Raw genomic sequence first — 13551 nt, 5'->3', positions numbered from 1 at the left:
GCAGCGATAAAAATCCCGGCCTTCATTGGTCGGCGCCCCCCTGGATAGATTAAAGTATCAGCCCCTGCCAGGTCGCCCGCGACCTGGCGCAATCCCAGGAACCGCCGCCGATGGAACACCGTGAAGCGCTGATCGCGCTACGCACCTTTCTTTCCTCCCAGATCCTAGGCCAGGAGAAGCTGGTCGAGCGGCTGTTGATCGTGTTGCTGGCCGACGGCCACATGCTGGTCGAAGGTGCGCCCGGCCTGGCCAAGACCAAGGCCATCAAAGAGCTGGCCGAAGGCATCGAGGCGCAGTTCCACCGCATCCAGTTCACCCCCGACCTGCTCCCGGCCGACATCACCGGCACCGAGATCTATCGCCCGGAAACCGGCAGCTTCGTGTTCCAGCAGGGGCCGATCTTCCACAACCTGGTGCTGGCCGACGAAATCAACCGCGCCCCGGCCAAGGTGCAGTCGGCGCTGCTCGAAGCCATGGCCGAGCGCCAGGTCAGCGTGGGCCGCAGTACCTACGACCTGTCGCCGCTGTTCCTGGTGATGGCCACGCAGAACCCGATCGAGCAGGAAGGCACCTACCCGCTGCCCGAAGCCCAGCTCGACCGCTTCCTGATGCACGTGAAGATCGGTTTCCCCGATGCCGCCGTCGAACGCCGCATTCTCGCCCAGGCCCGTGGCGAAGCACTGGGCGGTGAAGTGAAGCCCGAGCGCCGGGTCAGCCAGCAGGCGATCTTTGCCGCGCGCAAGGAGATCCTTGGCCTGTACATGGCCGACGCCGTGGAGGAATACCTGGTGCAGCTGGTGATGGCCACCCGCACCCCGGCCAAGTTCGATGCCGAGCTGGCCGACTGGATCGCCTATGGTGCCAGCCCGCGCGGCTCGATCGCCCTTGACCGCTGCGCCCGTGCCCATGCCTGGCTGGCCGGGCGCGACTTCGTCAGCCCGGAAGACATCCAGGCGGTGCTGTTCGATGTGCTGCGCCACCGCATCATCCTGTCGTTCGAAGCCGAAGCCGCGGGGATCGACCAGGACCGCGTGGTCCAGCGCATTCTCGACGTCGTGGCCGTCGCCTGACCCATGCCCACCACGCAGCAGGCCGAACCCGGCATCCGCATCGGCCTCACCGAATTGATCGACATGCGCCACCGCGTGCGCGAGATCCAGCTGTTTTCCCGCCCTGGCCAGCGCAGCCCGCTGGTCGGCCTGCACCATTCCAAGCTGCGCGGGCGCGGCGTGGACTTCGACCAGGTGCGCGTGTACCAGGCCGGTGACGATGTGCGCAACATCGACTGGCGCGTTACCGCGCGCACCCAGGAGCCGCACACCAAGCTGTTCCACGAAGAGCGCGAACGGCCGATCTTCATCCTCGTCGAGCAAAGCCAGCGCCTGTTCTTCGGCTCGGGGCTGATGTTCAAGTCGGTGCTCGCAGCCGAGGCTGCCGCGCTGTTCGGTTGGGCCGCGCTGGGCCACAACGACCGTATCGGCGGGCTGGTATTCGGCGACAACGAGCACCATGAGATCAAGCCACGGCGCAGCAAGCAGAGCCTGCTGCAGCTGCTCAACCGCCTGGCCAAGGTCAACCAGGCCCTGCACACCGAAGCTGCGCCGCAGGCCGACAACCTTGGCCTGGCCCTGCGCCGCGCCCGTGAAGTGCTGCGCCCCGGCAGCCTGGCCATCGTCATCTGCGACGAACGCTCGCTCAGCGCCCAGGCCGAGCAGCACCTGGCGATGCTCTCGCGCCATTGCGACCTGCTGCTGATGCCGGTGTCCGACCCGCTCGACCACGCCCTGCCCGCCGCCGGCCTGCTGCGTTTCGCCCAGCGCGGTGCGCAGCTGGAGCTCGACACCCTGGACGCCAACCTGCGCCAGGCCTACCGTCAACAGGCCGAAGCGCGCATCGAGCGTTGGGAGCTGATGGCGCAGAAGCTGCGCGTAGTGCTTATGCCGCTGAGCACCCAGAGCGAGATGATCGAACAACTGCGCGAATACCTGAACGCCCAGCGCCCCGGGAGTGGCCAATGAACCCGCTGGACCAGCTACAACCGCTGATCGCACCGCCGGCGATCGGCCTGTGGCCGCCAGCACCGGGCTGGTGGCTGCTGCTCGCGCTGCTGCCGCTGCTGGCCTGGGGCCTGTGGCGGTTGCGCCGCTGGCGCCCGGGCAAGCGCCCGGTGGTGCGCGCCGAGCTGCCGCTCGACCCGGTGCGCCTGGAAGCCCTGGCCGAACTCGCCCGCCTGCCGCGCCCCTACGACGGCGCACCGGCCGGTGCCTGGCTGCAGCAGATCAACGCCCTGCTCAAGCGCCTGTGCCGCAACCACTACCCCGGCGCCAACAGCCATACCTTGAACGGCCGCCAGTGGCTGGCCTTTCTCGACAACCGCTGCCCGGCCGCCGGCCTGACCCGCTGGATGGTGCTGGTCGAAGGCGCCTACAAGCCCGAGTGCAAACTTGACGACAAGGCCATCGTCGGGCTCAGCCAGGCGGTCGAAACCTGGATTCGCAAACATGTTTGAACTGGCCTGGCCGTGGATCTTCACACTGCTGCCGCTGCCGTGGCTGGCGCGCCTGCTGCTGCCCGCTGCCGACAGCGGCGAGCCGGTGCTCAAGGTCGGCTTCCTCGACGAACTCGAAGGCCTGGCCGGGCGCCGCGCACGGCTGAACCTACCGACCCTGCGCCAGCAGGCGCCGTATGTAGTGATCTGGCTGTTGCTGCTGCTGGCCGCCGCCCGCCCGCAGTGGCTTGGCGAACCGGTACCGGTGGCCTCCAGTGGCCGCGACCTGCTGGTGGCGGTGGATGTCTCGGGCTCGATGGACTTCCCCGACATGCAATGGAAAGACGAAGACATCAGCCGCCTGGACCTGGTAAAAGCACTGCTCGGCGACTTCCTGCAGGACCGCCAAGGCGACCGTGTCGGCCTGATCCTGTTCGGCAGCCAGGCCTACCTGCAAGCGCCGCTGACCTTCGACCGGCGCACCGTGCGCACCTTTCTCGACGAGGCGCAGATCGGCATCGCTGGCAAGAACACCGCCATCGGTGACGCCATCGGCCTGGCGGTCAAGCGCCTGCGCCAGCGCCCGGCACAAAGCCGGGTATTGGTGCTGGTCACCGACGGCGCCAACAACGGCGGGCAGATTCACCCGCTGACCGCCGCCCGCCTGGCCGCCCAGGAAGGCGTGCGCATCTACACCATCGGCATCGGCGCCAACCCCGAGGCCAGCGGCACACCCGGCCTGCTCGGCCTGAACCCGAGCCTGGACCTCGATGAAGCGTCGCTCAAGGAAATTGCCGACATCACCCACGGCGCCTACTTCCGCGCCCATGACGGCGCCGAGCTGAACGCCATCGGCGATACCCTCGATCAGCTTGAACCGGTTGCCCAGCAACCGACCCAGGCGCGCACGGCCAAAGCCCTGTATGCCTGGCCGCTGGCCTTGGCCCTGCTGCTCAGCGTGTTGCTGGTGGTGGCGGTGCAATGGCCCGACAACCTGCTGCACAAGGTGCTGCGCAAGCCGCGTTTCCTGCAGCCCCATCCGGAATGGCGCCAGCGCCTGAAACGCCTGCGCCTGAGGAAACGGCGATGATCGATCTCTGGCCACAATGGCTGCGCCCGCTTTGGCTGCTGGTGGTGCCCCTGCTCGGCTGGCTGCTGTTCAAGCTGTGGCACCGGCGCAAGCGCGCCGGGCGCTGGCAGATGATCCTGCCACCAGCCTTCCACCCGGTGCTGCTCGGCGGCGGCAGCGGCAGCAACAGCAAACTGCCCTGGGTGGCCCTGGGCCTGGCCTGGTTGCTGGTGGTGCTGGCCCTGCTCGGGCCGAGCTGGCAGCGCCTGGAAGAAACCCGCCAGCGCCCGGCCGACCCGCTGGTAATCCTGCTCGAACTGACCCCACAGATGCTTGCCGAAGACGTTGCGCCCAACCGCCTGGAGCAGGCCCGGCGCAAGATCCTCGACTTGCTCGAACACCGCAATGACAGCCAGACCGCGCTGATCGTCTACGCCGGCAGTGCGCACACTCTGGTGCCGCTGTCGGATGACCTGGGTACCACGCGCAACCTGCTGGAAGCCATCGACCCGTCGATCATGCCCCAACCTGGCCAGCGCGCCGACCTGGCCGTGCAAAAAGGCCTGGCCCTGCTGGCCCAGAGCGGCCTCGGCCAGGGTCGCCTGCTGCTGGTCGGCTCGGCGCTGAGCGCGCCGGAGCGCCAGGGCATCTCCCAGGCCCTCGGCCGCCAGGGCCCGAGCCTGCTGATGCTCGGCATCGGCACCGGCGACGGCGCGCCAGTGCGCCAGGCCAATGGCGAATACCTCAAGGATGACCAGGGTGGCATCCTCCTGCCGCGGCTCGACAGTGCCAGCCTCAAGGCCTTCATCAGTGGCACCGGCGGGCGCTACCGCCATGCCCGCATCGACGACCTCGACCTGCGCGGCCTGGGCCTGTTCGACAACCCGCGCCACCTGCGCGATGCCGGCCAGACCCTGCAACTGGACAGCTGGGCCGACCAGGGTTACTGGCTGTTACTGCCGCTGTTGCTGCTGGCCGCCTGTGCCGGGCGCCGCGGTTGGCTGTTCTGCCTGCCACTGCTGCTGGCCCTGCCACAGCCGAGCCAGGCATTCGAACTCAACGACCTGTGGCTGCGCCCCGATCAACAGGGCCAGATGCTGCTGCGCAAGCAACGCCCGGCAGACGCCGCCCGGCACTTTCAGGACCCGCAATGGCGCGGCATGGCGCTGTACCAGGCCGGCGACTATGCCGGCGCCGCCGAGGCCTTTGCCCAGGGCGACAGCGCCGCAGCCCACTACAATCGAGGCAATGCCCTGGCCCGCAGCGGCGAACTGGAAGCCGCCCTGGATGCCTACGAACAGGCCCTGGAGCGCCAGCCCGACCTGCAGCCGGCACTGGCCAACCAGGCGCTGGTGCAGCAACTGCTGCAGCAACGCGAAGCCCAGGCCGAAGAACAACCGGCCAACAACGACACCCAAGGCACCCCAGGCAACGAAACCGAAGGCAACAGCAGCTCGGCCAGCAGCCCTGCCCAAGGCACGCCCGGCAGTGAAGAACAGGCCAGCGCGCAACAACCCGGTGAAGGCAGCAACAACAGCCAGGCGGCGCCTGGCACCCAGGGCGGCGATGACGACAGCATCACCCAGCCGCCGCAGCGCCCGGTATCGACCAGCCTCGATGCCGAACAGCGCCAGGCCCTGGAACAATGGCTGCGAGAGATCCCCGACAACCCGGCGGAGTTGTTGCGCCGCAAATTCTGGTATGAACAGCAATTGCATCAGGAAAAAACACGATGAGTCGCTTCGGCGTCTTTCTTCTCTGCCTGTTGTGGGCCGTCATGGCCCAGGCCCTACCCACGCTGCAGGCCAGCGTCGACCGCACGCGCCTGGAAGCCGGCGAAACCCTCGAACTGACCCTCGAAAGCCAGGACGTGACCCAGTTCGGCAAGCCCGACCTGCGCGCCCTGGACAGCGACTTCGAAGTGCGCGGCACCCGCCAGTTGAACAGCCTGCACACCCTTGATGGCGAAACCCGCGCCAGCACCCGCTGGATCATCACCCTGCTGCCCCGGCACAGCGGCAGCCTGCGTATCCCCGAGCTGCAACTGGGCCAGTCGCACAGCCAGGCCATCGACCTGCAAGTGCTGCAGGCCGACGCCAGCCGCCCGGAAGTCGCCTCGCAAGTCTTCGTCGAAGCCACCCTGGACAGCCACGAGGTATACGTCCAGGCCCAGGCCGTGCTGACCCTGCGCATCTACCATTCGGTGTCGCTGTACGACGACAGCAGCCTGAGCCCGCTGCAGCTGGAAAACGCCAAGGTCGAGCCGCTGGGTGAGTCGCGCACCTACGAGAAGGAAATCAACGGCGTGCGCCACGGGGTGATCGAAACCCGCTACGCGGTGTATCCGCAGCAGAGCGGCGACCTGGACATTCCACCGCTGACCTTCACCGCCACCGCCGCCGACAACGCTCAGCAACCTGCCGGCGCTGCCCGGGTTGGCCGCCAGGTGCAGGTCAGTTCACTACCGCTGCGCCTGGCCGTGCGCCCCATCCCCGCCGCCTGGCCGGCCAATGTGCCGTGGCTGCCGGCACGTGACCTGAGCCTGGAAGAACACTGGAACCCCGACCCGGCCAGCCAGCAGCCACAGATCGGCGACTCGCTGACCCGAAACATCACACTACGCGCCGAAGGCCTGTCGAGCACCCAGCTGCCACAGCTGCCCGCCACCGAGATCGTCGGCCTGCGCCGCTACCCGGACCAGCCAGTGCTGCGCAACGAGATCAGCGAACGCGGCATGACCGCCAACCGCGAAGAGCGTGAAGCGCTGGTGCCGACCCACAGCGGCAAGCTGGCCCTGCCAGCAGTGGAAGTTACCTGGTGGAATACCCGCGAAGACCACCTGGAACAGAGCAGCCTGCCGGCGCGTATGCTGGACGTGCAGGACAACCCCGCGCTGAGCGCCGACACCCCGGTTGGCGACAGCAGCGGTGCCAGCCACCTGCTGTGGCCCTGGCAGCTCGCCACCCTGCTGTTCGCCCTGACCACGGTGCTCGGCTTCGCCCTGTGGTGGCGTGCCCGCTCGCAGCCGGCGGTGCTGCGTGCTGCGCAGAATGGGCCGAGCCCGCGGACTTTGCTGGATGACCTCAAGCGCGCCTGCCAGGCCAACGACCCACAGGCTACGCGACAGGCGCTCGATGCCTGGGCGCGGCAGCAGCCGGAGACCCTGGCCGAGATGGCGGCGCGGTTTGTGCCGTTGTCGGATGCGCTGGATGGGTTGAATGGGGCTTTGTATAGCGAGAGTGGCCAGTATTGGCAGGGTGAAGATCTGTGGCGGGCGATCGGCACGATTCCGCCGGCGGAGCAGGTGTTGTTGCCTGCTGGGGAGAGTGGGAGCTTGCCGCCGCTTTATCCGAAGTGAGGGGTGTGGCTGCCAGATGCCTGGCTGGGGATTTTCGGCGCCTGTGAGATCGAGCGCCGCCCGCGCGGCGCTCGATCTCACAGGCGCCGAAAATCCCCAGCCAGGCATCTGGCAGCCCTGACGCAACCTTGTTTCAGGCGTACTACAAAGGCATCAAATGAGGCGCATGCCCTCAAACGGGTTCCAGCCTTGCTTGCCCGTGGTCTGCTTCAGGTAATAGGCATAATTGGTGAGAACACCGTACATCACGTTGAACATCACGTTGAGCCCGGTATCCAGCGCCCGCGGCATGACGATGCCAGTGACATTCTGGAAAATCTCGATCACCACGGTGATGGCCACGATGATGCCCAGCAGGGACAAGTTCTTTTTCCACAGGCCCAGCACGAACAAGTAGATCGGGCCGAAGAGGAAGGCGATGAGGTTCATTCCGATCAGCAGCCTTTTTCGGAAAGGCGCAGCCTTCAGGGCGGCCTTGTAGGTGGCGCTGCTCGGGCTGCCGTGCTGATCGAAGAAAGCGAAACGCTCCTGCCATTTTGGCTTGAGGTTGCTAGAGGTGGATTGGGTTTGCGGGATGCCTTCCATGGGGAGCTCCGTCATGATCGTCCGTGGGTGATGAATGGCCATGAGTATGGCCGGGGCGGAGGGTAGTTCAGGGTTGGCTTGGGGACAAGCTCTGAAACCCGGACAGAGTGAGACCCACATCACGAAACGGTTGAAGTCTCCAGTGCTCGCGACCAGAGAAAAACATGTCAAATGCCACCACCGTGTAGCATGGCCTCGATAACATGGCACATCATCCCATCGAACGAAGGGAATTCAGCGTATACATTGTGAAAGGCTTGGCGATCCCTGACCTGGTACTTTCCAGATGAGATTTCCAGCACAAACACATCCATGTCACTATCCCCGAACACCAGATAGTCCGTCATCCACTCCAAGTCACGCCAATTCAGATTCACCTCAACAAAATCATTCGTCTGGCCAGCGCAGTCCTCAAACTGAACGCGACGAGTTGAGTACACAAACACACCGTTTTCCGCTCCGCCGTTGCAGATACGTAAAAAATCCAAATACTCGGACGGAGGAACAGAGAACAATAACTCCTTACAGCGCCGAGCAAACGATTTCAACTCGTCTTCAGACGCACCGGAGACAAATGCCGACATACCGAACGCAAGAGAAAGATAGCTTTTCAAGCTTCACCCACAAAACAACAATAAATACGACACCAAGGCCGACACCTTGGACTTGGTCAAACTCCTCGGCCAGCTCCTGCCTTTATAGTCGCCCAATAAAACACTTAGCCACTAGCCAAACGCCCGAAAATCCGTATTCTCCAAGCCAAAGCTTTTGAAAAGCTTGTTTGCGACTTCCGAAATAACCAGGCGGTGATCTTCAGTCAGTCCGAAATCAGACACTCCAGCTACGCCTTCAACTTTCAACCAAACAAACTCCGGAAGCACACGCCGGGATTTAGCTCTTCAAATACATCAGACTTCTTCACATCAACATGACCAAAGCTACACCCTGATAGACCAGCCTCTTTTATTGCAGCCGCAATCACCTCAGTAACAATAAAGCAAGGAAATGATTCGAGAAACTGATCACCACGCCAGTCGTCAAACTCATATTGTAGAGAGCGGACAATAGGAGGATGCACAGAGGCATCCAGAACGGTCCAATCACCGAGCCCTCCAGCCACTTCTGGCTCAGCATAAAAATGCATAGTTAATCCTATCGTAGGTATTCAGTATTCTCAAAGGCCTGGCGCTAAACGAACACATGAGGTTAAACGTATGGCCACTTGGCCGGATCAGCACACTCCCCAATGCGCTATTAATTGTCAAGCTGGCGATTCACCTCGTTATCGGCTGCACTCAATATGCTCTCCACCATACTAGAATCAATTTTCCATAGATGCAGCTGATCACTGCACACATATTGCTTGCCATAGGGAATCTCGTAACAAGATGAATCATTCTTCTCTGCATTCAGTATTGCAATCACAGAACGAATCAGTTTTGCATGCTCTTAGTAATTACTGTTAAATATTTCCAACTCCACAACTGGCCTTCTTTACGAGATATCTGACTTCAGTTTCTGCAATGGAATGCCTAGCGCACGATGGAGCTTTACAAGGATTGCAGCTGATACAGCGCCGTGTTCAACAGCAATTGCAATGACAGTCACTATAAGTCCTCGGGATGCTTCATATTAACAGGCTTTCCAAATGACCCACTTCTTCAGTCGCCACCGTGCTTTACGCCACGCGCTCAGGATCGTTGCACAATGAGACCCACCATAAAGTCCAAAAGCTCATCAAAACTATAAAACTCCTCAAAAACATTATCATAAGCCTGTTTATCTCTCACCTGATACCTCTCGCTCAGCAAATCCAGGACATATTCATCTTGGTCACTCTCTCCGAAAACTAGAAAGCCGCTCATGAAATCAACCTCCCTCACGATTTGATTAAGCCCCACGAAGTCATGACTGAAGCCATCGCTGTCAGGGTATCTGTGTGGGCGACTTGAGTATATAAAAACCCCTCCCGAGGCCACACCATCGAACTTACACAGGAAATCAATATACTGCCGTGGCAGAGTAGTTGAAAACTCGCGCTTAACAGCAGCCTCAAGCATGTCGATATCATGCTTTTTGGCAGGCTCCCCTACGAATATTTCAGCTGGACCAAGAGCGCTGTTTAAGCTCAAAATTTTTTTCTCGGTTTCAATTTTCAATATTGCTCTCCGGATTTTGGGTAAATCCTCGTCTCTACTACTGGCCACTCAACCCAGCGTCCCTCACCAGGAAGCATTCCTCTTGTTAACGCCCTTTGCGCATTGGTTAGCACCTTGTGAAAAGGCTCGCTTTTGATAAGTGCCAGATTACTAAATTCATTCGTGCCTCCATCATCCAAAGGCCACACATGGTGAACCTCCCATTCCTTACTAGGCAGTTGGCCGCTTTGAATTCTGGAAATTTCAGCCTCACTAAATCCAGCCTTCTTCAAAATGGCAATCTTCTCCGGATTGCTGGATAGCTCTTTGAGGAATTGTGATCTGCCTCTGTTATTGAATTCTGCGCGCAAAGACTTGAGCTCTTCAGTCGAGCGTTTGACATATAGAAAACCTTCATTCTTTACGTCCGGCAACCTGTAGCGCTCACCGCGGAGCATCCCAATAAATCCTTGAGCTCTACGCGCAGTGATTTTCACGTTGCCAAAATTGGCGCCTAAGCCTCCGTTCTCGTCGAACCGATAACGTGATGCCAACCCACCGGCTATTACTGCTCCACCAAACGCCATGAGCTTTTGTTGATCTGAATCTTGACCATAAAGGCTTTCACCGTAGTAGCTCCCAGCACCACCACCAACCACGCCCCCAAACATCCCCCAGAGCGCCATTGCCGGCCCGACCAACGCCACCGCACTGGCAATCCCCACCCCCAACACCGTGGCTTCAAGCCACCCGGGCACTTCCGGTTCGATCTCATCCGTGGTCTCGGTTTCCCCCCCGATAAATACGTTTGATGACCCAGCACTGATCCTGCCATCACATACCGTACGATCCCCAACCCTCACCGCAGGTTGTCCGTTGATGTGGACAGACCGACTGCCCTGGGCCAACGTTTGCCGCACCCCTGAATGGTCAGTGCACACCGCTTGATCGACATGCGCTCTGGCCGCAGGCCGGCCATTGATGCGCACATTGTCGGAGCCAGAAGTAATCCATCCCGTTTCGCGCTGAGCATGCGAAAGGCTCCCCAACAGCTGCCCAATACCTGCACCTGTTGCTGCCCCAGCGCCAATCATGGCTGCAATCGCCAGGCCGCCGAGCCCTCCGGTTCCGACCACAGCAATCCCGACCAGTACCGCTGCGGCACCCAAGGCAAGTCCGCCCAGTAACCCGCTCAATGCACTGGAATGCTCTATCGGATCATCCTGTCGCGCAGCCGCGCCGGTCATACGGCGGCTGCCTTCTCAACTTCCGCGTCACGTAACTCCAGACTGCCGATCATCTCCTCGAAGGCACTACGCTCGATGGCGGTCATGCCCTTGGGGTTATTGCTGGTTGCCGTGATCTGAATCAGCAGCGGGCAGCCGTGTTCGTCCCTGTGCAGAAAAATCAGTTGAAGTTGGTGGACCGGCTGACCTTGCTGGCGCCAGCGCAACTCGGCGCGTCGAGCTTCCATGCCAGCTACCTCGACAGGTGACACCGGCTCGATCCACTGAATATGAGCAAGTGATTTCTCCAGCTCCTTCAATAAATGCTGAGAAAGTACTTCCAGATCTTTGTCCGGAGAAACCTGTGACCGGCTTATCACCAGCGAAAACGGACTCGGCCCAATATCAGTCAATGTCAGCAAGTGGTGCGTCTTGTCCTTCAATGCTTCTAGCCGCACAAAACTCAGTTCATTGGTAAAAAATCGCGGAGGCGGTATTGCTTTCAATGCCTCTTGTTCCAACCGCTCACGCTCTAGTCGCTCTTGCTCCTCACGACGCTGTGAAAGCCGGTCGTAAATATTCGGACGATGCATAAGACTGTTCCTTGTCCCTGATTAGTTTTTGTTCAGATTGATGATGCTGCTACCGGCGAGGTCCAGCTCCACGCCAGAGAGGATGACCTTGCCATCCGCCTCCATTTGCAAAATGCAGCTCCCCACTTCAAGCGTGATGGACGTGGCTGCCTTGATCCGTACCGCCCCTTGATCAACGGTTACCAGGTACGACCCTTCTTCCACGGCAATACTGCTTTCCAACCGTATGGTTTCCTCGTGCCTGCCTCCGACCGCGATGGAGCGATTGCCACCCACCTTGCGTTTTTCATCTGCCTCGACTTCGGTATCGAGGTTGCGCTCGGCATGCAGGCTCACGTGTTCAGCACCGTTCTTGTCATCAAAACGCAAGAAGTTCGCAGTGCGGCCATCACCCTTGATCGAGCGCGTCAACAACCCGCTCTGGGTCTTGTTCGCCGGAAGTGCCCACGGCGGGGTATTGCTGCTGTTGTAGAGGCTGCCGATGATCAGCGGGCGGTCCGGGTTGCCATCGAGAAACACCACCACTACTTCATCTTCCACCCGCGGAATCTGGATGCTGCCGAAGCCGCCACTAGCCCCGGCCTGTGCCACGCGCACCCAGCAGGAACTCTGGTCGTTGAAGCCGCCGTGGCGGTCCCAGTGGAACTGCACCTTCACCCGGCCCAGTTCGTCGGTGAAGATTTCCTCACCCGGCGGGCCGACCACGATGGCGGTCTGCGGGCCGGCGATGGTCGGCCTTGGCGTGGTCAGCTGCGGGCGGAACGGGATCTTCTTGCGCACGCAGGTGAAGGTGTTGAAGTAGCCGGCCTGCTGGCCGCTGAGGTAGTTGTTGTGGCCTTCGCAGGTCACGGCCATCAGCAGAAATTCGCGTTCTTCTATCGGGCCGCGCTGGTGCCCCGGGTGCTGCAGCAGTTCGAAGCTGTAGCCGGGGCGCATGGCGCGGCAGTTGCTGGCGCCATCGAACTGCTTGCCGGCCAGCTCCAGCGCTTCCACGCGCCGACGCAACAACGCCTCGCCTTCGTCATAGGTGCTGTGGGTGTACTGGCCGGGGTCGTAGACCTCGAAGCGCTGCACGGCGCCTTGCTCGTTGAGGCTGCGCATCGCCACCGGCAGGCGGTTGCGGGGCTGGCGGTAGTCGAAGGTCTGCACGGCCATGCTGCCGGCCTGCAGTTGGCGGTGGCCGCACCACTGGGTGATCGAATCGGCGGTTTCGGTGACCGAGGCACTGTGGAAGCGGATCTGCGCTTGCTCGGGGAGTGCGTCGAGCACGGTGGAGTCGTCGCCGATGACCAGGGTATGGCCTTCGAGGCAGTGCTCGAACCAGTAGAACAACCCGGCTTCATCCAGCAGGCGCTGAACGAAGTTGAGGTCACTTTCGCGGTATTGAGTGATGTAGGTGTGGCGCTTCTGCGGCTGGCTCAAGCGCAGGGCATAGGTGGCGTAGGCCGGGTACAGGGCGAAGACTTGCGCGAGCACCTCATCGACCGTGCAGTTCTGGAAGATGCGCGTGTCGGTGCGGTGCCTGAGCATCGTCAGCCAGGGGCTCAGGGTTGCGATGTAGTGGTCCAGGGCACCATCGCTGCCCTGGCTGGCGAAGCGCGTGAGGTAGCCGTTGATGAAACGCGGCGCGGCATCGGCCAGTTCGATCTCGATGCTAACCTGCTGGCCGAGCATTGATTTCAGCGGCAGCTGCGGTGCGTCGCAGATCAGCAGCAGTTCGTAGGTGAAAGGCTGCGACAGGCTTTCTGTGCCCCGGAAGCTTTCCAGCAGCATTGGCTGGTCGGGGTCAGTCAGGTGGTGAAACTTGAACAGTCGGCGATGCTGCGGCGACAGGCGCTCAGCCAGGTCCATGATCATTGCAATCTCCTTGCGAACTCGAAGCGCTCGGAGGTTAGGGCAATGATCGAGGGGGCCACAATGAACGGGTTGTTGAGGAAAAAATGCGTTTGTAGGACCGCGAAACCGGGCGATTTCCCATTTTCCTACACAGCGTGCGAGCCCCCAGGCGCGAGCCCTGCAACGGCGCTACTTTGCGGCAGATGGGTGCCTGACAAGAAATTGCCCTCGCTTATGGGTGAAAATGCTCTCAAAGGG

General features: G+C 61.4%; 13 protein-coding genes. 6 read left to right on the top strand and 7 right to left on the bottom strand.

Annotation, left to right across the window (positions count from 1 at the left end; translation table 11 throughout):
- Window positions 1-110: 110 nt before the first annotated feature.
- The 6 genes from F6X59_RS08185 to F6X59_RS08160 are packed head-to-tail and all read left to right on the top strand — an operon-like array spanning window position 111 to window position 6915.
- On the top strand, window positions 111-1070 hold the full coding sequence (locus F6X59_RS08185; protein ID WP_027919334.1) for a MoxR family ATPase: 960 nt from the start codon (window positions 111-113) through the stop codon (window positions 1068-1070).
- Window positions 1071-1073: 3 nt separating this feature from the next.
- On the top strand, window positions 1074-2018 hold the full coding sequence (locus tag F6X59_RS08180; RefSeq protein ID WP_152955798.1) for a DUF58 domain-containing protein: 945 nt from the start codon (window positions 1074-1076) through the stop codon (window positions 2016-2018).
- Complete coding sequence (locus F6X59_RS08175; protein WP_152955797.1) at window positions 2015-2509, top strand: DUF4381 domain-containing protein; 495 nt, start codon at window positions 2015-2017, stop codon at window positions 2507-2509. Before F6X59_RS08180 ends, F6X59_RS08175 begins: the two co-directional genes overlap by 4 nt.
- Window positions 2502-3578: a VWA domain-containing protein gene (locus tag F6X59_RS08170; protein ID WP_152955796.1), complete on the top strand. Its 1077-nt coding sequence runs from the start codon at window positions 2502-2504 to the stop codon at window positions 3576-3578. Before F6X59_RS08175 ends, F6X59_RS08170 begins: the two co-directional genes overlap by 8 nt.
- Window positions 3575-5293 (top strand): tetratricopeptide repeat protein, encoded by a 1719-nt coding sequence (locus F6X59_RS08165; protein ID WP_152955795.1) that lies wholly within the window; start codon window positions 3575-3577, stop codon window positions 5291-5293. Before F6X59_RS08170 ends, F6X59_RS08165 begins: the two co-directional genes overlap by 4 nt.
- A complete protein-coding gene (locus F6X59_RS08160; RefSeq protein ID WP_152955794.1) occupies window positions 5290-6915 on the top strand; it encodes a BatD family protein in 1626 nt (541 codons plus the stop codon). The genes F6X59_RS08165 and F6X59_RS08160 overlap by 4 nt, the downstream gene beginning before the upstream one ends.
- A gap of 153 nt (window positions 6916-7068) precedes the next feature.
- On the opposite strand, the gene F6X59_RS08155 is transcribed toward F6X59_RS08160, so the two are convergent.
- The 7 genes from F6X59_RS08155 to tssI form a co-directional block, all read right to left on the bottom strand.
- Entirely contained in the window at window positions 7069-7500 is a 432-nt protein-coding gene (locus F6X59_RS08155; RefSeq protein WP_152955793.1) for a DUF2628 domain-containing protein, read from the bottom strand.
- Window positions 7501-7667: 167 nt separating this feature from the next.
- Window positions 7668-8114: a YrhA family protein gene (locus F6X59_RS08150; protein ID WP_256669143.1), complete on the bottom strand. Its 447-nt coding sequence runs from the start codon at window positions 8112-8114 to the stop codon at window positions 7668-7670.
- Window positions 8115-8356: 242 nt separating this feature from the next.
- Entirely contained in the window at window positions 8357-8644 is a 288-nt protein-coding gene (locus F6X59_RS08145; protein ID WP_218572243.1) for a hypothetical protein, read from the bottom strand.
- 547 nt (window positions 8645-9191) lie between these two features.
- Window positions 9192-9659, bottom strand: a complete 468-nt coding sequence (locus tag F6X59_RS08140; protein ID WP_152955792.1) for a YrhA family protein — start codon at window positions 9657-9659, stop codon at window positions 9192-9194.
- Complete coding sequence (locus tag F6X59_RS08135) at window positions 9656-10885, bottom strand: PAAR domain-containing protein (RefSeq protein ID WP_152955791.1); 1230 nt, start codon at window positions 10883-10885, stop codon at window positions 9656-9658. Before F6X59_RS08135 ends, F6X59_RS08140 begins: the two co-directional genes overlap by 4 nt.
- Window positions 10882-11457, bottom strand: a complete 576-nt coding sequence (locus F6X59_RS08130; RefSeq protein WP_152955790.1) for a DcrB-related protein — start codon at window positions 11455-11457, stop codon at window positions 10882-10884. Before F6X59_RS08130 ends, F6X59_RS08135 begins: the two co-directional genes overlap by 4 nt.
- A 21-nt stretch (window positions 11458-11478) precedes the next feature.
- A complete protein-coding gene (gene tssI / locus F6X59_RS08125) occupies window positions 11479-13314 on the bottom strand; it encodes a type VI secretion system tip protein TssI/VgrG (protein ID WP_152955789.1) in 1836 nt (611 codons plus the stop codon).
- Window positions 13315-13551 lie beyond the last annotated feature (237 nt).

The organism is Pseudomonas sp. MN1F, from assembly GCF_009391885.1.
GTDB lineage: Bacteria > Pseudomonadota > Gammaproteobacteria > Pseudomonadales > Pseudomonadaceae > Aquipseudomonas.
This window is presented reverse-complemented; position numbering and strand designations above follow the sequence as displayed.